This window comes from Hafnia sp. (assembly GCF_036648275.1).
Lineage (GTDB): Bacteria > Pseudomonadota > Gammaproteobacteria > Enterobacterales > Enterobacteriaceae > Hafnia > Hafnia alvei.
On sequence record NZ_JAVXIQ010000020.1, the window covers coordinates 1 to 21,946 of the forward strand.

General features: G+C 49.8%; 19 protein-coding genes and 2 tRNA genes. 13 read left to right on the plus strand and 8 right to left on the minus strand.

The features are described from left to right. Positions 1–134: 134 nt before the first annotated feature. Positions 135–211 (plus strand) — tRNA-Asp (locus RSC70_RS15675). 51 nt (positions 212–262) lie between these two features. Beyond that, positions 263–338 (plus strand) — tRNA-Trp (locus RSC70_RS15680). A gap of 171 nt (positions 339–509) precedes the next feature. Here RSC70_RS15680 and hdfR read toward each other — a convergent pair. Then, positions 510–1,343 (minus strand): HTH-type transcriptional regulator HdfR, encoded by an 834-nt coding sequence (gene hdfR, locus RSC70_RS15685; RefSeq protein WP_282815159.1) that lies wholly within the window; start codon positions 1,341–1,343, stop codon positions 510–512. A gap of 122 nt (positions 1,344–1,465) precedes the next feature. On the opposite strand from hdfR, the gene RSC70_RS15690 reads away from it, so the two are divergent. Beyond that, positions 1,466–1,804: a DUF413 domain-containing protein gene (locus RSC70_RS15690; protein WP_025802063.1), complete on the plus strand. Its 339-nt coding sequence runs from the start codon at positions 1,466–1,468 to the stop codon at positions 1,802–1,804. Between the two features lie 26 nt (positions 1,805–1,830). On the opposite strand, the gene RSC70_RS15695 is transcribed toward RSC70_RS15690, so the two are convergent. Next, a complete protein-coding gene (locus tag RSC70_RS15695) occupies positions 1,831–3,357 on the minus strand; it encodes a YifB family Mg chelatase-like AAA ATPase (RefSeq protein ID WP_332542982.1) in 1,527 nt (508 codons plus the stop codon). 338 nt (positions 3,358–3,695) lie between these two features. Here RSC70_RS15695 and RSC70_RS15700 point away from each other — a divergent pair, with 338 nt between their 5' ends. From RSC70_RS15700 to ilvA, 7 genes are all read left to right on the plus strand, one after another. Beyond that, positions 3,696–4,925 carry an MFS transporter gene (locus RSC70_RS15700; protein ID WP_332542966.1) on the plus strand — a complete coding sequence of 410 codons (1,230 nt, stop codon included), beginning with the start codon at positions 3,696–3,698 and terminating at the stop codon, positions 4,923–4,925. 133 nt (positions 4,926–5,058) lie between these two features. Next, positions 5,059–5,157, plus strand: coding sequence for an ilv operon leader peptide (gene ilvL / locus RSC70_RS15705; protein WP_071778685.1), 99 nt, complete (start codon positions 5,059–5,061; stop codon positions 5,155–5,157). A 140-nt stretch (positions 5,158–5,297) separates the two neighbouring features. Continuing rightward, positions 5,298–6,944, plus strand: coding sequence for an acetolactate synthase 2 catalytic subunit (gene ilvG / locus RSC70_RS15710; protein ID WP_332542967.1), 1,647 nt, complete (start codon positions 5,298–5,300; stop codon positions 6,942–6,944). Next, positions 6,941–7,216, plus strand: coding sequence for an acetolactate synthase 2 small subunit (ilvM, locus tag RSC70_RS15715; protein WP_080723891.1), 276 nt, complete (start codon positions 6,941–6,943; stop codon positions 7,214–7,216). The genes ilvG and ilvM overlap by 4 nt, the downstream gene beginning before the upstream one ends. A 72-nt stretch (positions 7,217–7,288) precedes the next feature. After that, complete coding sequence (locus RSC70_RS15720; RefSeq protein WP_025802071.1) at positions 7,289–8,221, plus strand: branched-chain amino acid transaminase; 933 nt, start codon at positions 7,289–7,291, stop codon at positions 8,219–8,221. Positions 8,222–8,391: 170 nt separating this feature from the next. Next, a complete protein-coding gene (ilvD, locus tag RSC70_RS15725) occupies positions 8,392–10,242 on the plus strand; it encodes a dihydroxy-acid dehydratase (RefSeq protein ID WP_103008813.1) in 1,851 nt (616 codons plus the stop codon). A 20-nt stretch (positions 10,243–10,262) separates the two neighbouring features. After that, positions 10,263–11,804 (plus strand): threonine ammonia-lyase, biosynthetic, encoded by a 1,542-nt coding sequence (ilvA, locus tag RSC70_RS15730; RefSeq protein ID WP_234619716.1) that lies wholly within the window; start codon positions 10,263–10,265, stop codon positions 11,802–11,804. 21 nt (positions 11,805–11,825) lie between these two features. Here ilvA and ilvY read toward each other — a convergent pair whose 3' ends face one another. Beyond that, positions 11,826–12,707 (minus strand): HTH-type transcriptional activator IlvY, encoded by an 882-nt coding sequence (ilvY, locus tag RSC70_RS15735; protein WP_025802077.1) that lies wholly within the window; start codon positions 12,705–12,707, stop codon positions 11,826–11,828. A 210-nt stretch (positions 12,708–12,917) separates the two neighbouring features. Between ilvY and ilvC the strand changes: the two genes are divergently transcribed. Further along, positions 12,918–14,399: a ketol-acid reductoisomerase gene (gene ilvC / locus RSC70_RS15740; protein ID WP_025802079.1), complete on the plus strand. Its 1,482-nt coding sequence runs from the start codon at positions 12,918–12,920 to the stop codon at positions 14,397–14,399. A gap of 67 nt (positions 14,400–14,466) precedes the next feature. Here ilvC and ppiC read toward each other — a convergent pair whose 3' ends face one another. The 3 genes from ppiC to RSC70_RS15755 are packed head-to-tail and all read right to left on the minus strand — an operon-like array spanning position 14,467 to position 16,159. After that, positions 14,467–14,748 carry a peptidylprolyl isomerase PpiC gene (ppiC, locus tag RSC70_RS15745; protein ID WP_025802081.1) on the minus strand — a complete coding sequence of 94 codons (282 nt, stop codon included), beginning with the start codon at positions 14,746–14,748 and terminating at the stop codon, positions 14,467–14,469. Between the two features lie 47 nt (positions 14,749–14,795). Continuing rightward, a complete protein-coding gene (locus RSC70_RS15750) occupies positions 14,796–15,176 on the minus strand; it encodes a RidA family protein (protein ID WP_282808129.1) in 381 nt (126 codons plus the stop codon). Then, positions 15,173–16,159 (minus strand): threo-3-hydroxy-L-aspartate ammonia-lyase, encoded by a 987-nt coding sequence (locus RSC70_RS15755; RefSeq protein WP_040046705.1) that lies wholly within the window; start codon positions 16,157–16,159, stop codon positions 15,173–15,175. The genes RSC70_RS15750 and RSC70_RS15755 overlap by 4 nt, the downstream gene beginning before the upstream one ends. 80 nt (positions 16,160–16,239) lie before the next feature. Between RSC70_RS15755 and RSC70_RS15760 the strand changes: the two genes are divergently transcribed. Continuing rightward, positions 16,240–16,917: a helix-turn-helix transcriptional regulator gene (locus RSC70_RS15760; RefSeq protein WP_052439960.1), complete on the plus strand. Its 678-nt coding sequence runs from the start codon at positions 16,240–16,242 to the stop codon at positions 16,915–16,917. Between the two features lie 79 nt (positions 16,918–16,996). Then, complete coding sequence (gene rep / locus RSC70_RS15765) at positions 16,997–19,021, plus strand: DNA helicase Rep (RefSeq protein ID WP_040046704.1); 2,025 nt, start codon at positions 16,997–16,999, stop codon at positions 19,019–19,021. 71 nt (positions 19,022–19,092) lie between these two features. On the opposite strand, the gene ppx is transcribed toward rep, so the two are convergent. Next, positions 19,093–20,586 carry an exopolyphosphatase gene (ppx, locus tag RSC70_RS15770; RefSeq protein ID WP_063586055.1) on the minus strand — a complete coding sequence of 498 codons (1,494 nt, stop codon included), beginning with the start codon at positions 20,584–20,586 and terminating at the stop codon, positions 19,093–19,095. A 6-nt stretch (positions 20,587–20,592) separates the two neighbouring features. Continuing rightward, entirely contained in the window at positions 20,593–21,882 is a 1,290-nt protein-coding gene (gene rhlB, locus RSC70_RS15775; protein ID WP_025802099.1) for an ATP-dependent RNA helicase RhlB, read from the minus strand. Between the last annotated feature and the right edge of the window lie 64 nt (positions 21,883–21,946).

Here is a 21,946-nt window from a genome sequence, read left to right on the forward strand (position 1 = left end):
CGATGGTAGTGTGGGGTCTCCCCATGCGAGAGTAGGGAACTGCCAGGCTTTAAATTAGTTCCTTTTCCCTGACACGGAAAATAACAGGAACAAACTGACATCAGACGAATGCTGATGTGAGAGAAAGAATCGGTGGAGCGGTAGTTCAGTTGGTTAGAATACCTGCCTGTCACGCAGGGGGTCGCGGGTTCGAGCCCCGTCCGTTCCGCCACTTATTTATGTTATGCCTGCTTGAACGTGGGGATAATAGTAAGCGTTCTTTAGGGGCGTAGCTCAGTTGGTAGAGCACCGGTCTCCAAAACCGGGTGTCGCGAGTTCGAGTCTCTCCGCCCCTGCCATACAAATAGCCTTCCGCTTGCGGAGGGCTTTTTTGCGTTTTAGCGCAGAAAAAACTTAAAATTAAGACTTACCCTTCAGCGGTTTTCCAAAATACCTACCTAAATGTTCTAAGTTGTTGGGGCAATTTCATACTATCACCCCCCAACATTGACGCTCTACAATGCCAAAAATTACTTTGGCTGCTCTAGATGATAATTTATCAACGACTGCGTTAAATACTTAATCTCCTCTTTCCTATCACTGTTGTGGAGCCATACGGCGTAAATTGGCCGCGTTAGGGCTTCCTGAGAGCTATCAACTTGGAAGTGATTCGGATGCCAATGTGCTGGGAAAAATGCTCTTCCTCCTGCTTGGGTCATGACCTGTTCGGCAAGCGCGATTGAGCTGGTCGTTAACATTGGGGGATTATTGTTGCTAGTAAGCTGTTCATCAAAACGGGCAAAATCCGCCCCCCACTCTAAGCGAATATAGGGAAGGTCATCGGTTGCTCCTTCTCCTGCGGATGTAAGAAGTTGCAGTGTGAACTCGCCGACTTTTTCTGTTGATAGCTCCTCCATCTTTGGGATCTCTGTTGTTATCAGTAGGTCCAGATGGCGTTCATGCAGCTGTCTAACATGGGTATGCCTTTGCCCAATACGGGCTTCTAGCAAGAGTTCGGGTTTATGTTTATAGACACTTGATAGCCATGAAATAAGCAGCGATTCCCACATCATTGCTGGAGCGCCAATCGATAATTCTTTGTGCTGTCGGCTCTTAAGAACTTCTTTTTTAGCCAATAGCCAGGTTTCCATCAGCTTTTCTGCGTAGGGAACGAGTCGTTCTCCTGCCTCGGTTAACTGAATATTATTGCGGTGGCGAGTGAAAAGATCGGCACCAACTTGTGTTTCAAGCTGACGAATACGGAAGCTAACCGCTGATTGTGTTAGATAAAGCGTTTCAGCGGCTTTGCCAAAGTGTCTTGTTCGGCTCACTTCTAAGAAGGTTTTTAATAATTCGCTATCCACTGTGTCTCCAATAAAAATATTAATCATGATGATTTAAATGTTTTGTTTTACACGTTGTCAAGCCTAACTAATACTCCGCGCCATAAGTGGTACAGCAATAAGAAAATTTAGGAGTGTGTCAGATGGCGGAAAGCTTCAGCACCAATCATCGTTTTTTTGACAATAAACATTATCCTCGTGGTTTTTCACGTCACGGCGATTTCACAATTAAAGAAGCTCAGGTTCTTGAGCGTTTTGGTTATGCGTTTAACGAGCTCGATTTAGGGACTCGTGAGCCACAAACTGAAGAAGAACAACTCTTTGTTGCTGTATGCCGTGGCGAACGTCAGCCTGCGACAGAAGCAGAGAAGATTTGGTCGAAGTATATTGCACGCATTCGTCGTCCTAAGCGTTTCCACACCTTATCCGGCGGTAAACCGCAGATGGATACGGTGGAAGAATACACTGACAGTGATGACTAAAAAAACGGGGCCCTTGGCCCCGTTTTTTATTGCAGTGCCTGATGGAGATGTTGGATCAAACGATCCATTGAGCGGTAGCTGAGTGCCTCTGCAATGTGAATTCGGCTGATGTTGTCACTTTGTGCAAGATCGGCAATAGAACGAGCAACTTTTAGTATTCGATGCCAAGCTCTTACCGATAATCCCATCTTCTCTAGCGCTTGTTCCAGAAATGACGCATCTTCTTGAGATAGTGAGCATACCCTGTCCATCTCTTTGCCTGCCAAGTGTGCGTTGAGCTTTCCCGATCGTTGATACTGTTTTTCTCGTGCTAAACAGACTCTTTGGCGAATAACCTCGCTGCTTTCTCCAACGCGTTTTTGAATGCTAAGAACGCCTGCGGGTAACAGGGGCACCTCAATAGATAGGTCAAAACGATCTAAAAATGGGCCTGATAAGCGGGATAGATATTTGAGTATCTGCTGTGGTGGTGTACGAGCATGAATGCCTTTGTAATGTCCTGTCGGACTTGGATTCATAGCAGCAACTAATTGTACTCTTGCAGGGAAAGTGACTTTTGCCAGCGCCCTTGAAATGCATGCTTCGCCAGACTCAAGCGGTTCGCGCAGAGCATCCAACACTCGCCGTTCAAACTCGGGCAGTTCATCCAAAAATAATACCCCATTATGTGCGAGAGAAATCTCTCCCGGTCTTGGCAAAGATCCACCTCCAATGAGTGCTGCCATTGAAGCGCTGTGATGTGGGGTTCTAAATGGTCGCTGGTAGCAAGATTGCCCCGTGGTTGATTGATGTACCAAACTAGCGACCGCCGCACTCTCTAAAGCTTCTTCGGTGGTTAACGGTGGCAACATGCTATTGAGGCGGCTGGCTAACATCGTTTTACCTGTTCCGGGTGGCCCTAACAGCAGTAAGTTATGCCCGCCTGTGGCGGCGATTTCTAAAGCTCTTCGTGCCTGTTCTTGGCCAATAATATCCCGCATATCCTTTGTGTTGGGAGATAGGGGGGATCGCTGAGAGACCTTCGGTGGGAGAAGCGGTGATTCACCGCTGAGAAAATCACAAACCTGAAGAAGATGATTGGCAATGAGATGGGGCTGTTGTTCTCCAAGCAGGCCAAGCTCTTCCTCATTTTCCTCTGGCGCGATTAATTTGCGCTGATGATGCTGTGCGGCCATAGCTGCTGGTATAGCGCCCTGAATGCGCCGTAGTGCGCCTGAAAGGCCCAATTCACCGAGTAACTCTAATCCTTCCACCGAAGTCGCGCTAAGCTGCTCAGAAGCAATCAAAATGGCGATTGCGATGGGAAGATCGTAGCGACCGCCCTCTTTGGGAAGATCTGCGGGAGCCAAATTCACCGTGATACGTTTTGCAGGGAAAGTAAAACCGCAATTTATGATGGCACTTCTTACGCGATCTTTAGCCTCTTTCACTGTCGCCTCAGGCAAACCTACTAATGTAAAACCGGGGAGTCCGGTGCTGATGTGTGCTTCAACGCTCACGGCGGGTGCCTGCACGCCGATTGCTGCACGGGTATTAATCATCGCCACTGACATAGTTACCTCCATGTTGAAGAGCATCATGTGGCGAATAGCGAGTGGCGTCAGAACGAGATACTGGCTTTGTGTTATTGATTCCAGCATTTCAGTGTCTTGCATAATGCAGTCGACTTGAAACTGCGAGCTAGATTTAGTACTGGCAACAAAAATTAACATTTCACATACAATATTTAACAAAGATAGCATGCTAATTATTTTGGCCCTGTCGCCAAGAGGGTTATATTTAACATTAGTAATACAAAATGACATTCTGCATAACAAATAACAGGCTGTGCAGTCGTCACTAATAAAAATGCTAATAAAAACGCCTCATACTCTACGGTAGGGAATTCATTATGTTTGGTTGGTCAAGCCAGCAGCGTAACGTTGCTATTGCGAGCTTTCTTAGTTGGACGCTCGATGCTTTCGATTTTTTCATCCTCGTATTTTTACTCAGTGATATCGCCAAGGCGTTTAACGTTGGTATGGAAGAAGTCACGTTGGCGATCTTGCTAACGCTGGCCGTGCGTCCGATTGGCGCATTGCTATTTGGGCGAGCTGCCGAGAAGTATGGTCGTCGGCCAATCTTGATGGTCAATATTATCTTCTTTTCGATTTTCGAGTTGCTCTCCGCTGCAGCGCCATCTCTGACCATGTTCTTAGTGCTCAGAGTGCTGTATGGCGTGGCAATGGGAGGTATCTGGGGCGTTGCATCATCTTTAGCGATGGAAACCATTCCAGACCGCTCACGTGGATTAATGTCCGGGATATTTCAGGCAGGTTATCCCTTCGGCTATCTGTTAGCTGCGGTGGTGTACGGTTCATTATTTGAAATTGTCGGCTGGCGTGGCATGTTTGTGATTGGTGCTATTCCGATTATTTTATTGCCATTTATTTACTTTAAAGTACCCGAATCACCGGTTTGGCTGGCCGCTCGTGAGCGCAAAGAAAGCACAGCGCTTCTCCCCGTTTTGAAGAGCCACTGGAAGCTTTGTATTTACCTCGTTTTGTTGATGGCTGCGTTCAATTTCTTCAGCCACGGCACTCAAGATATGTATCCGGCATTTTTGAAAATTCAGCATGGTTTCGATCCCAAAACCGTCAGTATCATCGCTATTAGCTACAATATCGCATCAATTATCGGTGGTGTGTTCTTTGGCGTGCTGTCTGAAAAAATTGGCCGTAAAAAGGCGATTATTATCGCGGCGGCGCTGGCCTTACCTGTTATCCCTCTGTGGGCGTTTTCTGGGGGCTCGCTCATGTTAGGCATTGGCGCATTCTTAATGCAGTTCATGGTGCAAGGGGCTTGGGGCGTTATTCCTACTTACCTTAATGAGCTGGTTCCCGCTAATACGCGCGCGGTGTTACCGGGGTTTGTATATCAACTAGGTAACCTGATTGCTTCAGTAAACGCCACGCTTCAGGCGACGATTGCTGAAAGCCATGGGCAGAACTATGGTTTGGCGATGGCGATTATTGCGGGCAGTGTTGCAGTGGCAATCATTGTGCTGATTTCTTTTGGTCGAGATACTCAAGGCGCTTCTTTAGGGAGAAAAATTTCGACCGAAGAAACCACAATAAAATGATGTTAAATCATATCATTGGACGTGATTTGAGCCGTTTTTGTTTATTGGTTACGCAAAAAAATTATTGTCAGGCGGCAAAGAACTGTGATAACTCTTTAAGCATTAGCTCAGAAGGCAACAGAAAAAACTATTTATGAAAACTCTCGTTCAAGTACTCAGCCTCGTCGTGATTAGTGTGGTGGTGATTATTATCCCACCGTGCGGGGCAGCACTTGGACGAAGAAAGGCTTAAAAATCAGGCCTGAATCAAACGAGAACCCCCGCACCGAAAGGTCCGGGGGTTTTTTTTCGCAATGAAAAAGTGATAGGGAACAGCAAATGGCTAACAGAATAAAATCCTGTTGTCCCAGTAAAAGGGCGGGGAATTAATCTATGAATGGAGCACAGTGGGTAGTACAAGCGTTGCGTGCACAGGGTGTTGATAAAGTTTTCGGCTACCCAGGCGGCGCAATCATGCCGGTATACGATGCATTGTATGACGGTGGTGTGGAACACCTACTGTGCCGCCACGAGCAAGGCGCTGTGATCGCCGCTATTGGCTATGCCCGCGCCACGGGAAAACCAGGGGTGTGCATTGCAACTTCAGGCCCAGGCGCAACTAACTTGATTACGGGGTTAGCGGACGCCATGCTGGATTCTGTTCCCGTTGTCGCCATCACTGGGCAAGTCGGTTCTGCTCTGATTGGTACCGATGCTTTTCAAGAGATTGATGTTTTAGGGCTGTCATTGGCATGTACCAAGCACAGTTTCTTAGTTGAGTCGCTGGATGCTTTGCCCTGCATTATGGCTGAAGCTTTCGCCGTTGCTATGGGCGGGCGTCCAGGCCCTGTCTTAATCGATATCCCTAAAGATATTCAACTGGCCGAAGGTGAGCTGGCTGCGCATTTGTCTGCCGTCGCCGAAGTCATGCCTGCCTGTGAAACCGGCTTAATGCAGGCGCGTGAATTGTTAGCTCAGGCTAAAAAACCGATGTTGTATGCCGGCGGTGGCGTTGGGATGGCTCAGGCTGTTCCTGCATTGCGCGAATTCGTTAATGCAACCGGTATCCCTACGGTAGTGACGTTAAAGGGCTTGGGAGCGCCAGATGCTAATCATCCATGCTATTTAGGGATGTTAGGCATGCACGGCACCAAGGCTGCTAATTTGGCCGTGCAGCAATGTGATTTGCTGATTGCTGTGGGAGCGCGTTTTGACGATCGCGTTACCGGCAAGCTAAACGCTTTTGCTCCTCATGCCAAAGTTATTCATATGGATATCGACCCTGCCGAGATGAGTAAGCTGCGTCAGGCCCATGTTGAGCTGTGCGGTGATTTAAATATCATGCTGCCAGCGCTGAGCCAGCCGTTGAGCATCGGAGAATGGCAGTATGACGTTATAAGTCTGAAAGCCGAGCACCCGTGGCGTTACGATCACCCCGGTCAGGCTATTTATGCCCCGCTGTTCCTGAAACAGTTATCTGACCGTAAACCCGCCAGCGCGGTTGTAACTACCGACGTAGGCCAGCACCAAATGTGGACTGCACAGCATATGCAGTTTACTCGTCCAGAAAATTTCATCACCTCAAGCGGTTTAGGCACCATGGGATTTGGTGTCCCTGCGGCTGTCGGTGCGCAAATGGCGCGTCCAGACGATATGGTCATCTGTGTCTCAGGCGATGGCTCTTTCATGATGAACGTGCAGGAATTAGGCACCATCAAACGTAAAAAACTGCCGGTAAAAATAGTTCTGCTGGATAACCAGCGGTTAGGCATGGTGCGTCAGTGGCAGCAGCTGTTTTTTGACGGACGCTATAGCGAAACTAATTTATCCGATAACCCTGATTTCTTAATGCTGGCCAGCGCTTTTGGCATTGCAGGCCAGCGCATTACCCGTAAAGATCAAGTCGACGCCGCACTGGATGCGCTGTTAAACAGCGAAGGTCCGTACCTGCTCCATGTCTCCATCGACGAATTAGAGAATGTCTGGCCTTTAGTTCCGCCGGGCGCAGGCAATGAATCTATGATGGAGAAAATATCATGATGCAGTTAACATCCTTGCAACATCAATTGGCGATCCAGGCACGTTTCCGCCCAGAGGTTTTAGAGCGGGTACTCCGCGTTATCCGTCACCGTGGCTTCCAAGTTTGTGCTATGAATATGGCTCAGATGTTGGATTCAGACAGTGTGAACATTGAACTAACGGTGTCTAGCCAGCGTCCAATCAACCTGCTTTCGTCGCAGTTGAGTAAATTGATGGATGTTGCTTGCGTTGAAGTGCAGCCGCACGCGGCGCATCAGCAAGCGGCCGGTTAACGGCCTACGCTAGCTCTAGAAACGAATAATATTAATTAAATATCGCGCATCAGACGCAACAAGGAAAAAAGAATGACCACTAAGAAAGCGGATTACATTTGGTTCAATGGCGAGATGGTTCCATGGGCAGAAGCTAAAGTGCACGTTATGTCTCATGCGCTGCATTACGGTACTTCCGTATTTGAAGGCGTGCGCTGCTATGACACCAATAATGGCCCTGCTGTTTTCCGCCATCGCGAGCATATGCAGCGTCTGCGCGACTCCGCCAAAATTTACCGTATGCCTGTTTCCTACAGCGTCGATGAACTGATGGAAGCCTGCCGCGAAACCCTGCGTAAAAACAATCTGACCAGCGCGTATATTCGTCCATTGGTCTTTGTGGGTGATGTGGGTATGGGCGTTAACCCGCCGGAAGGTTACAACACTGATGTGATTATCGCTGCATTCCCATGGGGCGCCTATCTGGGTGCTGATGCGCTGGATCAGGGCATCGATGCACAGGTTTCTTCATGGAATCGCGCTGCGCCGAATACGATTCCAACGGCGGCAAAAGCCGGTGGTAACTATCTTTCTTCTCTGCTGGTGGGTTCTGAAGCTCGTCGTCATGGCTATCAAGAAGGTATTGCTCTGGATGTTCATGGCTATGTGTCTGAAGGTGCAGGTGAAAACTTATTTATGGTGAAAGACGGTGTGATTTTCACTCCGCCATTTACGTCGGCAGCACTGCCGGGCATTACGCGTGATGCGATTATCAAGCTGGCGAAAAACGCCGGTTTTGAAATTCGCGAGCAGGTGATGTCACGTGAATCACTGTATCTGGCAGACGAAGTCTTTATGTCTGGTACCGCCGCGGAAATTACGCCGGTACGTAGCGTTGACGGCATTCAGGTAGGTATTGGCCGCTGTGGCCCAATCACCAAACAGATTCAAGAAGCGTTCTTCGGCCTGTTCACTGGCAAAACTGAAGATCAGTGGGGCTGGTTGGATTTAGTTAACGCGAAGTAATTGAAGTGACAGACAGGGTATTAACAAAAATATAACCTCGAAATACGCCGAGTTGCCGCAATCAACACACATGCAGCTCGAAGTAGGACGAGGACAAGTCGGGCGGTTCGTTCCCGCCCGCATAAATAGATAAAAGCCTGAACACAGGCTCACGCTGGAGTGAATTAAGCATGCCAAAGTATCGTTCCGCAACAACCACACATGGCCGTAATATGGCGGGCGCTCGCGCATTATGGCGAGCAACAGGAATGACAGACGCGGATTTCGGTAAGCCGATTATTGCCGTGGTTAACTCGTTTACCCAGTTCGTGCCGGGCCATGTTCATCTGCGCGATCTGGGCAAACTGGTTGCAGAGCAGATCGAGGCTTCTGGCGGCGTAGCCAAAGAATTCAATACCATAGCGGTGGATGACGGTATTGCCATGGGGCACGGCGGGATGCTGTATTCCCTGCCTTCCCGTGAGCTCATTGCGGACTCCGTAGAATATATGGTTAATGCTCACTGTGCTGATGCCATGGTGTGTATTTCCAACTGCGACAAAATCACCCCAGGCATGTTAATGGCGTCTTTGCGCTTGAATATTCCGGTGATCTTTGTTTCTGGTGGCCCGATGGAAGCGGGTAAAACCAAATTATCCGACCAGATCATTAAACTGGATCTGGTGGATGCCATGATTCAGGGCGCAAACCCGAATGTGTCGGATGCAGACAGCGAGCAAATTGAGCGCTCTGCATGCCCAACCTGCGGCTCCTGCTCTGGGATGTTTACCGCGAACTCCATGAACTGTTTAACCGAAGCGCTGGGCCTATCTCAACCGGGCAATGGTTCTCTGCTGGCGACCCATGCAGACCGCAAAGATCTATTCCTGAATGCAGGCAAACGCATTGTGGACCTGACCAAGCGCTACTACGAGCAAGATGACGACCGCGTGCTGCCACGCAATATCGCTAACAAAGCGGCATTTGAGAATGCGATGACGTTAGACATTGCTATGGGCGGCTCTACCAATACCGTTCTGCACCTGTTGGCTTCGGCTCAGGAAGGTGAAGTTGATTTCACCATGACGGACATTGACCGCCTGTCGCGCAAAGTCCCTCATCTGTGCAAAGTGGCGCCAAGTACGCAGAAATACCATATGGAAGATGTGCATCGCGCGGGCGGCGTGATCGGTATTTTGGGTGAGTTGGATCGTGCGGGGCTGTTAAATCGCGAAGTGAACAACGTTCTGGGTATGACGCTGCCTGAAACACTGGCTGCTTATGACGTGATGGTCACAGAAGATGAAAGCGTCAAAAAGATGTATACCGCAGGCCCTGCGGGTGTCCGTACCACCAAAGCGTTCTCACAAGAATGCCGCTGGGATTCTCTGGATACTGACCGCCAAGAAGGCTGTATTCGAACCCGCGAATTTGCCTATAGCCAAGACGGTGGATTAGCCGTGTTGTATGGCAATATCGCGGAAAATGGCTGCATCGTGAAAACCGCCGGTGTGGAAAAAGAGAGCCTGATTTTCCGTGGTCCAGCGAAAGTATATGAAAGCCAAGATGCGGCGGTAGACGCTATTCTGGGCGGTAAAGTGGTGGCGGGTGACGTAGTGGTCATTCGCTACGAAGGCCCGAAAGGTGGCCCTGGGATGCAAGAAATGTTGTATCCAACCACCTATCTAAAATCGATGGGATTGGGTAAAAGCTGCGCCCTAATTACCGATGGGCGTTTCTCTGGAGGCACATCTGGTTTGTCGATCGGGCACGTTTCGCCGGAAGCGGCGAGCGGTGGCATCATCGCGTTGGTGCAAGACGGTGACATGATTGATATCAATATCCCACAGCGCGGCATTCAATTAGACGTTGCCGAAAGTGAACTGGCGAGTCGTCGTGAGCAAGAGCTGGCGCGTGGTGATGCCGCATGGACACCGAAAGCGCGTGAGCGTCAGGTATCCTTTGCGCTGCGAGCCTATGCGATGTTGGCGACCAGTGCTGACCGTGGCGCTGTGCGTGATAAATCTAAGTTGGGAGGCTAATTATGACTTCTCCGGCAAATATGCAAAAAGAAGTGCTTCCCAGCCAGCCCTGCGGGGCTGAATACCTACGCGCAGTACTTCGAGCGCCAGTCTACGAGGTCGCGCAGGTCACTCCGTTGCAGACCATGACGAAACTGTCTGAACGCGTCGGTAATACCATTTTAGTAAAACGCGAAGATCGCCAGCCCGTACATAGTTTCAAACTGCGCGGTGCTTACGCGATGATCGCAGGCCTTGATGAAGAGCAGAAATCTCACGGTGTCGTGACGGCATCAGCGGGAAATCATGCACAAGGTGTGGCGCTTTCTGCTTCACGCTTAGGCATCAAATCTACCATCGTTATGCCGGTTTCAACCGCTGACATTAAAGTGGACGCAGTACGAGGTTTTGGTGGTGAGGCCGTGCTGTACGGTGCGAACTTTGATGAAGCCAAAGCCTATGCCATTGAGTTAGCCAAAACCAGGAATCTTACTTTTGTTCCTCCGTTCGACCATCCTGCGGTTATCGCTGGTCAAGGCACTTTGGCCATGGAGTTATTGCAGCAAGATGCTCATTTAGATCGCGTATTTGTCCCCGTCGGCGGCGGTGGCTTAGCCGCTGGCGTGGCCGTGCTGATCAAGCAACTGATGCCACAGATCAAAGTGATCGGCGTTGAAGCGGAAGATTCTGCCTGTCTGCGTGCCGCACTGGATGCGGGTCATCCGGTGGATTTAGCTCGCGTTGGATTATTTGCCGAAGGCGTGGCGGTTAAGCGCATCGGCGATGAGACTTTCCGCCTGTGCCGTGAATATCTAGATGATGTGATCACCGTGGATAGTGATGCGATCTGCGCTGCGGTAAAAGATCTTTTCGAAGATGTGCGTGCGGTCGCAGAACCCTCAGGCGCTTTGGCGCTGGCAGGGCTGAAAAAGTATGTTCAACAGCATCAGATTCAGGGCGAACGCTTGGCCCATGTGCTGTCAGGGGCGAATCTTAATTTCCACGGTTTACGTTATGTCTCTGAGCGCTGTGAATTAGGTGAACAGCGGGAAGCGCTGTTGGCCGTTACCATTCCTGAGCAGCAGGGGAGTTTCCTCAAGTTTTGCCAGCTGTTAGGCGGGCGTGCGGTAACGGAGTTTAACTACCGCTACGCTGATGCGGATAATGCCTGCATTTTTGTTGGCGTACGCTTAACGCGCGGCTTGGTGGAGCGTCAGGAAATTTTGGCGCTGCTGCAAGACGGTGGGTATCAGGTTGTAGACCTTTCCGACGATGAAATGGCGAAGCTGCACGTGCGCTATATGGTCGGAGGCCGCCCGTCTAAGCCGCTGCAAGAGCGCCTTTATAGCTTTGAATTTCCTGAATCGCCGGGCGCATTGCTGAAGTTTTTAAGCACCTTGGGCACTCATTGGAATATTTCTCTTTTCCACTACCGTAGCCATGGTACGGATTTTGGCCGTGTTCTTGCTGCGTTTGAACGTGCAGATAGCGATCCAAATTTCGAATCGCGCCTGCATGAACTGGGCTATGAATGCCACGATGAAACCGATAATCCGGCATTTCGTTTCTTCTTAAAAGGCTAATTGGCGATTGCGTTCTGGTGGCTATAACAGCTGCCAGAACGCATGAATAAGCGGTTCCTCTAGGCGTTTTTTCTGTACGCAAACGCCGAGTTCAAAAGGTGCCACCATTGCCACATGATCAAGTTCGGTAATACGTGCGCGAATAGATTCTGGGCTGTTATCTAAAACTACGTCGGGTAACAGGGCGATACCACAGCCGAGAGCGACCATGGATACAATCGCTTCATGACCAGAAACGGTAGCGTAAATCTGCGGATTACTGATTTTTTGTCTACGAAACCAGAGGTCTATTCGCTGACGCGACGGACCATGTTCCGGCAGGATAAACGGAATTTGCGACCAATCCGGCTGCTCAACTAGCGCTAGCGTGCGGACATGACACGGAAGCGCTGGTGCAATCAAGCGCAGCGGTATTTCACCAATTTTGGTGAACTCAATGCTGGTGGGCAGCGTTTCTGGTCGACCAGCGATGCCGAGATCGGCTTCGTCTGACTGTATTTTACTGACGGCATCGGCGGCGTCGCCGGTTGTGAGTTTGATTTCAACCAGCGGATGCAACGCTCGGAAGCGATCGAGCACAGAAGGCAAATGGCTATAGGCAGCGGTTACCGAGCAGAACAGACGCAGTTCGCCGGTTAATGCAGGGCCCGTTTGACCGAGAGCGTTACGCAACTGCTGATATTGCAACAGCGTTTGCTGAGCAAAGATCTTGAGCTGTTCACCTGCGCTGGTGAGGCGTACATCGCGGTTATCGCGTAGAAAGAGCGGTTGCCCGAGTTCATCTTCCAGCCGTTGTATCTGGCGAGAAAGCGTTGAGGGGCTCACATGCACCGCCTGTGCGGTGCGGCCAAAATGGCGCGAGTCAGCCAGATGAAGAAATAATTTTAAGTCTCGAAGATCCATGGGTGATTTCCGCTCATTACGTTGCAAAAAATGCAATGACATCTTCGTAATATATCAATTTAAGCAATGCAAATCCTATCATATGATGGATTCATTCTCCTCGATGAGAACCTCCCCAATAGACAGGTGGGGAAGTAAAAAATAATGAACTTGCAGACGTCGCCTTTGAGCGAAAACACAACGTCAAACAACCAAACAATGGAGCAAACCATGGCTAATTATTTCAACACATTGAACCTGCGTCAGCAGCTGGCGCAACTGGGTAAGTGTCGCTTTATGGGACGCGAAGAATTTGCCGATGAAGCGGGATACCTGAAAGGTAAAAAAGTGGTGATCGTTGGCTGTGGTGCGCAGGGTTTGAACCAAGGTTTGAACATGCGTGACTCGGGTCTGGATGTGGCCTACGCATTGCGTGCTGAGGCGATTGCTGAGAAGCGCGCATCATGGCGTAAGGCAACTGAAAATGGCTTTAAAGTAGGCACCTACGAAGAGTTGATCCCACAGGCCGATCTGGTGGTTAACCTGACGCCAGACAAACAGCATTCTGCGGTAGTGAAAGCGGTTCAGCCGTTGATGAAAGACGGTGCGGCGTTGGGCTATTCGCATGGTTTCAACATTGTTGAAGTTGGCGAGCAAATTCGTAAGGACATCACCGTTGTGATGGTGGCACCGAAGTGTCCGGGAACTGAAGTACGTGAAGAATATAAGCGTGGCTTTGGTGTACCGACTCTGATTGCTGTTCACCCAGAAAACGATCCTAAAGGCGAAGGCATGGCGATTGCTAAAGCGTGGGCGGCGGCAACCGGCGGCCATCGTGCCGGTGTTCTGGAGTCCTCTTTCGTTGCAGAAGTAAAATCTGACCTGATGGGCGAGCAAACTATTCTGTGTGGCATGTTACAAGCGGGTTCATTGCTGTGCTTCGATAAGCTGGTGTCTGAGGGGACCGAGCCTGCTTATGCCGAGAAACTGGTTCAGTTCGGTTGGGAAACCATTACCGAAGCGCTGAAACAGGGCGGTATCACGCTGATGATGGATCGTTTATCCAACCCTGCGAAGCTGCGCGCATACGCACTGTCAGAGCAACTGAAAGAAATTATGGCTCCGCTGTTCCAAAAACATATGGATGACATCATTTCTGGCGCGTTCTCGGGTGGCATGATGGCTGACTGGGCTGAAGACGATATCAAACTGCTGACCTGGCGCGAAGAAACCGGCAAAACTGCGTTTGAAACTGCGCCGCAGTTTGAAGGCAAAATTGCCGAGCAGGATTACTTCGACCAAGGCGTTCTGATGATTGCGATGGTAAAAGCAGGCGTTGAGCTGGCTTTTGAAACCATGGTGGCTTCCGGCATCATTGAAGAGTCTGCTTATTACGAATCGCTGCACGAGCTGCCTCTGATCGCGAATACCATTGCGCGTAAACGTCTGTATGAAATGAACGTAGTTATCTCTGATACTGCGGAATACGGTAACTATCTGTTTGCTAACGCGGCAGTGCCTTTGCTGAAAGAGAAATTCATGGCTTCTCTGCAAACCGGCGACTTAGGCAAAGCAGCAGGCACAACAACGGCGGTGGATAATGCTCAACTGCGCGATGTGAACGAAGCGATTCGTAATCATCCAATTGAAGCCGTTGGTCATAAACTGCGTGGCTACATGAAAGATATGAAGCGCATTGCCGTTGCAGGTTAATTTCGCGATATAGCTAAAAAATAGCAAAAAAGGCGCCTAGGCGCCTTTTTTATTGCTTACAACTAAACTAGTTACGATAAAGCACTTTGATGATGTGGTAGCCAAACTGGGTATGCAGCGGGCCATAAGGCTCCAGCAGCGGGCAGGAGAACACCACTTTATCAAACGCAGGAACCATCTGACCCTGACGGAATTCACCCAAATGACCGCCTTTTTTGCCTGACGGGCAGATTGAATGCTTCTTGGCCAGCTTCTCGAAATCGCCGCCGTTTTTTAACTGCTCAAGAAGATCCAGAGCTTGTTTTTCTTCCTTTACAAGGATATGCAATGCTGCCGCGTTTTTAGCCATCGGGGATACTCCAGATGAAGGCATTAGAGAAATTTTCCCTAGTGTACTCAGCCTAGGGCTATTTCCGCAATGGCGCTCATTTCCAGCAGTGCTCCATAATGCAGCGCAGAACATGGCACGACGGTACGAGCAGGGCGGTGATCGCCTATCCACTGTGCATAAAGTCGATTAAATTCTGGCCACAATGCGACATCACTAAGATAGACCTGCACATTCACCAGATGTTGTTTATTAATTCCGATCGTCTCTAACAGGATGTCGATATTGCCAAAAACGACCTGTGCCTGTTCGGCTAATTCACCCTGCGGTCGTGGACTCGTGAGCGAGATGGGTAACTGCCCAGAGATATACAGGCTGTTACCTGAAATTATCGCGGGTGAATAATGTCCACCGGGTGTGGGTAACCGATCTGAATGGATGATTTTCATAGTATGTTTTTCCCGCGCTTAAGGAAGTCAGCATAGGACTCAGCATCCACGTTGCCTCCGCTGACGATAATCCCCACGCGTGCGCCGCGAATATCGATGGCACCACTCATTGCGGCGGCAGCGGCTAAACACCCTGTCGGCTCAACGACAATTTTCATTCTTTCCATAAAGAAACGCATTTGATCGCATAGCTGTTGATCGCTAACGGTAAGAATGTCTTCAACGAAATTACGAATGATCGGGAAGGTGAGCTCACCGACGCATTGGGTTTGTGCGCCATCAGCGATGGTATCGGGAACCGCAATACTTACGCGTTCCCCCGTACGCAGCGATTGCTGCACGTCATTGCCGGCTTCGGGTTCAACGCCAAATATGCGACAGTTTGGTGCCATGTGGTTCGCGGCGATTGCACATCCAGAAAGCAGCCCACCGCCGCCGGTACAGACGAACAAGAAATCGAGTTCGCCAACCTCTTCGAATAATTCTAGTGCGGAGGTGCCTTGGCCAGCAATAACGTGAGGGTGGTTGTAGGGAGGAATAATACTTAAACCACGCTTGGCTGCCAGATCGGCGGCGATCGCCTCACGATCTTCGGTTTGGCGATTGTAAATAATGACTTCGGCACCGTATCCGCGTGTGGCGGCGAGTTTAGCTGCGGGTGCATCGTGTGGCATCACGATAGTTACGGGAACGTTGAGCTCGCGAGCTGCTAACGCCATCGCCTGGGCATGGTTCCCTGAAGAGAATGCGACAACGCCGTTTTTCTTCTGCTCCGGCGTCAAATGGCTTATCGCGTTATAAGCGCCGCGAAATTTAAATGCGCCAATACGTTGATAGTTTTCACACTTGAAAAACAGGCTTGCGCCGGTTAAAGCGTTGGCTTGAGTAGAGGTCAGAACCGGCGTGCGGTGCGCAGCTGCTTTAATGATATTTGCAGCTTCACGCACATCATCTGCGCTGACTGCCATAGGTAACAGGGGCATGATTTTCTCCTCGGGGTGCAATTTGCTTTGTCATTTTGTATAATTTTATACGATCAGTAAAATAAAAAGGAAAGTGCTATATGAAAAATAATGAAGAGATCCCGATAGAAACCTTAAGCGAAAACCAGTTATTGCTGCGAGAAGGGGCCAAAATCGCTAAGGCATTAGGTGAAATGTTTGCCCCGACCTGCGAAGTCGTTTTGCACGATCTCTGTAACCCCCTACATTCCATTGTGGCGATAGAACAGCCCCTTTCTGGGCGCAAAATCGGCGATCCATCAACGGAAATGGGGCTGGCACGTATACGCGATCCGCAATATCCAGACGTGGTGCAAAACTACGGCAACCGATTCCCCGATGGTCGACCGGCAAAAAGTACGTCGATTGGTCTGCGTAACAGTCAGGGCGAATACGTGGCGGCGTTATGCCTGAATATGGATGTTTCTCTGCTTGATTCCGTTCAGCGTGTGTTGTCGCAATTGACGTCGGTAGACAGCGAACAGGCACCGACGCAGGAAAGTTTGCGCAGTAGTTTCGGCTCGAAAGACGTGAAGCGTGCCATCGAAGATTATGCGGCAGCGATGTCGAGTCAACCACGGGCGCTTTCAGCTTCGCAGCGTAAGGTATTGATTCGTCATCTGGCGACGTCTGGTCTTTTACAACTGCGAGGTGCCGCGAAAATCGTGGCCGATGAGTTGGGGATTTCTCGTGCTTCGGTGTATAACGCATTGAAGGTGGAACCTACGCGCGGAGTGTAATTTCGTCGCAGGGTTTCTGCTACAATTCGCCCTGTACTCGTTGTTATCTTGTCGCCATCATATTCAGGTTAAGTCATCCATGCGTTTAAATCCCGGTCAGCAGCAGGCTGTCGAATTTGTTACAGGTCCTTGTTTAGTTCTGGCTGGTGCCGGTTCGGGTAAGACCCGTGTTATTACCAACAAAATTGCGCATCTGATCCGAGAATGTGGCTATCAAGCACGCCATATCGCCGCCGTGACGTTTACCAATAAAGCCGCTCGCGAAATGAAAGAGCGTGTGGCGCAAACGCTCGGGCGTAAAGAAGCGCGCGGTCTGATGATTTCTACTTTCCATACATTGGGATTGGAGATTATCAAACGTGAATACAAAGCCTTGGGAATGAAAGCTAATTTCTCATTGTTCGACGATCAGGATCAGCTGGCTTTGCTGACGGATTTGACTGAACAATGGATCGAGAAAGATAAAGATCTGCTCAAGCAGCTGATTTCGACGATCTCAAATTGGAAAAACGATCTGATCGATCCCAAACAGGCCGCGGCTCATGCATTTTCTGAGCGCGATAAGCTGTTTGTGCACTGCTATCAGCTGTATGACGCGCAGCTAAAAGCCTGCAACGTGCTGGATTTTGATGACCTAATCCTGTTGCCAACGCTGCTGCTGCGCAGCAACGAAGAGGTGCGTGAACGCTGGCAGCAGCGCATTCGTTATCTGCTGGTGGATGAGTACCAAGATACCAATACCAGCCAGTATGAACTGGTTAAACTGCTGGTGGGAAATCGTGCGCGTTTTACCGTGGTGGGTGATGACGATCAGTCGATTTACTCGTGGCGCGGTGCTCGGCCGCAAAACTTGGTACTGCTTAAAGAAGATTTTCCGGCTTTGCAGGTGATAAAGCTGGAGCAGAACTATCGTTCATCTCAGCGTATCTTGAAGTCTGCCAATATTTTGATCGCCAATAACCCACATGTTTTTGAAAAGCGGCTTTTTTCTGAGCTAGGCTACGGTGAAGAGCTGAAAATTATTACGGCAAATAATGAAGATCACGAGGCTGAACGCGTGGTGGGTGAGCTAATCGCTCATCACTTTATTAATAAAACCTCCTACAGCGACTATGCGATTTTGTATCGCGGTAACCATCAGTCACGCGTGTTTGAAAAGATGCTGATGCAAAACCGTATTCCATATCGTATCTCTGGCGGCACGTCGTTCTTCTCGCGTCCAGAAATTAAAGATTTGCTGGCGTATCTCCGTGTATTGACCAATCCAGACGACGACAGCGCATTTTTGCGCATCGTGAATACCCCACGGCGTGAGATCGGCCCTGCAACGCTGCAAAAGCTCGGTGAATGGGCTAACCATCGTGGTATCAGTTTGTTCCGCGCCAGCTTTGATTTTGGTCTGAGCCAAACGCTGACTGGGCGCGGCTTAGAATCGCTACAGCGGTTTACCCACTGGATGCAGGAAATCTCCACACTGTCTGAACGTGAGCCGATCGCCGCGGTGCGCGATCTTATTCACGGCGTTGACTATGAAAGCTGGCTGTTTGAAACATCACCCAGCCCGAAAGCCGCTGAAATGCGGATGAAAAACGTCAATCAGCTGTTTAGCTGGATGACAGAAATGCTGGATGGCAGCGATATTGATGAGCCTATGACGCTGACTCAGGTCGTCACTCGTTTTACCCTGCGCGACATGATGGAGCGTGGTGAAAGCGAAGATGAGGCCGATCAGGTGCAGCTTATGACGCTGCATGCCTCTAAAGGGCTTGAGTTTCCATACGTTTATTTGGTGGGGATGGAAGAAGGATTATTGCCACACCAGAGCAGCATCGATGAGGACAATGTCGATGAAGAGCGCCGCTTAGCCTATGTGGGCATTACACGTGCGCAAAAAGAACTGGTGTTCACGCTGTGCCGCGAACGTCGCCAATATGGCGAATTAGTACGTCCAGAACCGAGCCGCTTCTTGCTTGAACTGCCGCAAGACGATCTGAATTGGGAAACCGAGCGCAAAGTGGTTAGCCCACAAGAAAGAATGCAAAAAGGACAGGCCAGCATAGCGAATATCCGGGCGATGATGGAGAAGGCGAAAGGCGGCGGCTAATCCTCTGTAACTAAATTCTGAAGCAAAAAAGGCGTCTATGTGACGCCTTTTCAATACCACTACGATTTGTCTTACTCAATCTCTTCCACGAGCAGAGTCCAATGCACATAGCTTTGCCACAGGCTTTCCTGATGCAGGTTTTCGGCTCTCAGAGGATGAGCATGTAGCCAACCCGCAGGGAGGACGAGGTGCAATGTATCGCCTTCGGCCTTGAGGTTCAAAAGTGGCATCGTATCGTCGCGGCGACGGCTGGCAAAAATGATTGCCAGACGCAGAATGCGACATAGCCGGTGAGCAATATCCTGTGGAACGGCATTTTGCTGGTTGAGTGCCTGCATATCTAGCGTGCCGGTTTGGTTTTGCAACAGGGCAGCCAAAAGTTTCTTTTGTGCAGGCGTGAAACCCGGTAAATCAAGATTACGGATCAGATAAGCGGCATGCTGCGTTGACTGTTTAAAATCAACGCTTAAGCCAACCTCATGCAACAGACATGCCCAGTGCAGTAATTCTGCGCTGCGGCTATCAATTGGCCAGGCTTTAGATAACTGTAAGACAAAATTTTCCGCTAACAGGCTAACGCGTTCTGCCTGTTCAATATCAAGCTGATATCGCCGTTGAATATTACGGATAGTACGAGCACGAATATCTTGTTCTACCGGCAGGTCCAGCATGCCATACACCAATCCCTCACGCAGCGCGCCGCCGGATAACGTCATACTTTCAATATCCAGCGTTTCAAAAATCGCGATCAGAATAGATAGCCCACTCGGGAAAACCAGCGCACGTTCTAGCGTAAGACCATCAATTTCTAGCTCTTCAAGCTTTCCACATTGGATAGCGCGTTGGCGCATTTGCAGCAGTTTTTTCAGGGTTATACGCTCATCCATTCCCTGAGCAACCATGATTTCTTGCAGCGCTTGAACGGTGCCCGACGCTCCCACACAAATTTGCCAGCCGTGCTGCTTTAGGCTATCGGCTATCGGTAAAATCATTTCACGTGCAGCAGATCCTGCACGATCAAAATTTTCCTGCGATAGATTACGATCGCTAAAATAGCGCTCAAGCCATGTCACACAGCCCATAGGTAAACTGTGAAGAACATCCGCCGTTGCGCCTTTGCCTGCGGCTAACTCGGTACTACCACCGCCGATATCGACAACTAAGCGTTGTGCAGAACCCCCGGTGGTATGCGCCACGCCTTGATAAATCAGGCGAGCTTCTTCTTCTCCGCTGATCACCTGTACTGGGCGACCAAGGATTTCTTCTGCTTGGGTGATGAACTGCTGCGCATTTTTTGCTATACGCAACGTCGCCGTGGCTACCACCCTGATTTGTTCACGCGGAATATCCTGCAAACGTTCAGAGAACAACCGTAGGCATTGCCAACCACGCTGCATCGCTTCGTCAGAGAGCATATTCTCGCTGTCTAAACCCGCAGCTAAACGTACTTTGCGCTTAATTCGGGCGAGTACCTGAATACTCCCCGCCACCTCACGCACAACCAGCATATGAAAGCTGTTAGAACCAAGATCAATAGCGGCATACAATGAGGCGGAGCTACGCATAAATAATTAACTCGTACGTTTACGGCTTTGACGCATCGAACCGTTGTTACGGCGCGGGCCTGAGCTACGGCGTTGGCCGTTGTTACTCCGAGGGCGAGTTAATCGCTTCGGCGCAGGTAAATCAGTTAGCAATGCATCGCTGTTGTACTTACTTACTGGAATTGAATGCTCAATATAAGTTTCAATTGCCGGTAAATTTAATACGTATTCTTCACACGCTAGCGTGATGGAATAACCGCTTTCGCCAGCACGGCCCGTACGACCAATGCGGTGAACGTAGTCTTCGCAGTCATCAGGTAAATCGTAGTTAAAGACGTGTGTAACCAGTGGAATATGTAACCCACGTGCCGCAACGTCGGTCGCAACCAGAATATCCAGATTGCCTTTGGTGAAATCATCAAGAATACGCAGGCGTTTTTTCTGCGCTACATCACCGGTCAGCAAACCAACGCGGTGTCCGTCTGCGGCTAAGTGGCCCCAGATGTCTTCACAGCGGTGTTTGGTATTAGCGAAAATAATGCAGCGATCTGGCCACTCTTCTTCTATTAGCGTTTGTAGCAAACGCATTTTTTCTTCATTAGAAGGATAGAACAGCTCTTCTTTAATACGGTGACCCGTTTTTTGTTCTGGCTCGACTTCAATATATTCGGCGTTGTTCATGTGCTCGAAAGCCAGCTCACGCACGCGGTATGACAGCGTGGCAGAGAACATCATATTGAGGCGCTGATTGGTCGCAGGCATGCGACGGAATAGCCAGCGTATATCTTTGATAAAGCCCAGATCGAACATGCGGTCAGCTTCATCAAGAACCACGACCTGAATACAGGCTAGGTCGATATGGCCTTGTTTCGCATAATCGATAAGACGACCGGTGGTGCCGATCAGGATATCAACGCCGCTTTCGAGCACTTTAAGCTGTTTGTCATAGCCGTCACCGCCGTAAGCTAAGCCTAATTTCAGGCCAGTTTCATGCGCTAAAGCTTCAGCATCGGAGTGGATCTGAACGGCTAACTCACGTGTCGGAGCCATAATCAGCGCTCTTGGCTGATTGGTTTTACGGTTCTCTGCGGCAGGGTGAGTAAGTAAATAATGGAAAGTTGACGCTAAAAAAGCCAGCGTCTTACCGGTGCCTGTTTGCGCCTGACCTGCAACATCACGCCCGTTCACTGTCAGGGGTAATGCGAGTGCCTGAATAGGCGTGCAGTTATGAAAGCCTTTAGATTCAAGGGCTTTGACCACCGTAGGGTGCAGGGCGAAGTCGGCGAACTTCTGTTCAGTTAAGTGTGTTTTGCTCATAGTGTCGTAGAATAACAGTTAACGCTATGTTCACGAAAGACGTTCACGAAAGTATTGCTTTACG

Coding starts and splice junctions, on each gene's coding strand:
- RSC70_RS15690 (WP_025802063.1), top strand. CDS start 1,466: ATGGCGGAAAGCTTCAGCACCAATCATCGTTTTTTTGACAATAAACAT.
- RSC70_RS15695 (WP_332542982.1), bottom strand. CDS start 3,357: ATGTCAGTGGCGATGATTAATACCCGTGCAGCAATCGGCGTGCAGGCA.
- RSC70_RS15700 (WP_332542966.1), top strand. CDS start 3,696: ATGTTTGGTTGGTCAAGCCAGCAGCGTAACGTTGCTATTGCGAGCTTT.
- ilvL (WP_071778685.1), top strand. CDS start 5,059: ATGAAAACTCTCGTTCAAGTACTCAGCCTCGTCGTGATTAGTGTGGTG.
- ilvG (WP_332542967.1), top strand. CDS start 5,298: ATGAATGGAGCACAGTGGGTAGTACAAGCGTTGCGTGCACAGGGTGTT.
- ilvM (WP_080723891.1), top strand. CDS start 6,941: ATGATGCAGTTAACATCCTTGCAACATCAATTGGCGATCCAGGCACGT.
- RSC70_RS15720 (WP_025802071.1), top strand. CDS start 7,289: ATGACCACTAAGAAAGCGGATTACATTTGGTTCAATGGCGAGATGGTT.
- ilvD (WP_103008813.1), top strand. CDS start 8,392: ATGCCAAAGTATCGTTCCGCAACAACCACACATGGCCGTAATATGGCG.
- ilvA (WP_234619716.1), top strand. CDS start 10,263: ATGCAAAAAGAAGTGCTTCCCAGCCAGCCCTGCGGGGCTGAATACCTA.
- ilvY (WP_025802077.1), bottom strand. CDS start 12,707: ATGGATCTTCGAGACTTAAAATTATTTCTTCATCTGGCTGACTCGCGC.
- ilvC (WP_025802079.1), top strand. CDS start 12,918: ATGGCTAATTATTTCAACACATTGAACCTGCGTCAGCAGCTGGCGCAA.
- ppiC (WP_025802081.1), bottom strand. CDS start 14,748: ATGGCTAAAAACGCGGCAGCATTGCATATCCTTGTAAAGGAAGAAAAA.
- RSC70_RS15750 (WP_282808129.1), bottom strand. CDS start 15,176: ATGAAAATCATCCATTCAGATCGGTTACCCACACCCGGTGGACATTAT.
- RSC70_RS15755 (WP_040046705.1), bottom strand. CDS start 16,159: ATGCCCCTGTTACCTATGGCAGTCAGCGCAGATGATGTGCGTGAAGCT.
- RSC70_RS15760 (WP_052439960.1), top strand. CDS start 16,240: ATGAAAAATAATGAAGAGATCCCGATAGAAACCTTAAGCGAAAACCAG.
- rep (WP_040046704.1), top strand. CDS start 16,997: ATGCGTTTAAATCCCGGTCAGCAGCAGGCTGTCGAATTTGTTACAGGT.
- ppx (WP_063586055.1), bottom strand. CDS start 20,586: ATGCGTAGCTCCGCCTCATTGTATGCCGCTATTGATCTTGGTTCTAAC.
- rhlB (WP_025802099.1), bottom strand. CDS start 21,882: ATGAGCAAAACACACTTAACTGAACAGAAGTTCGCCGACTTCGCCCTG.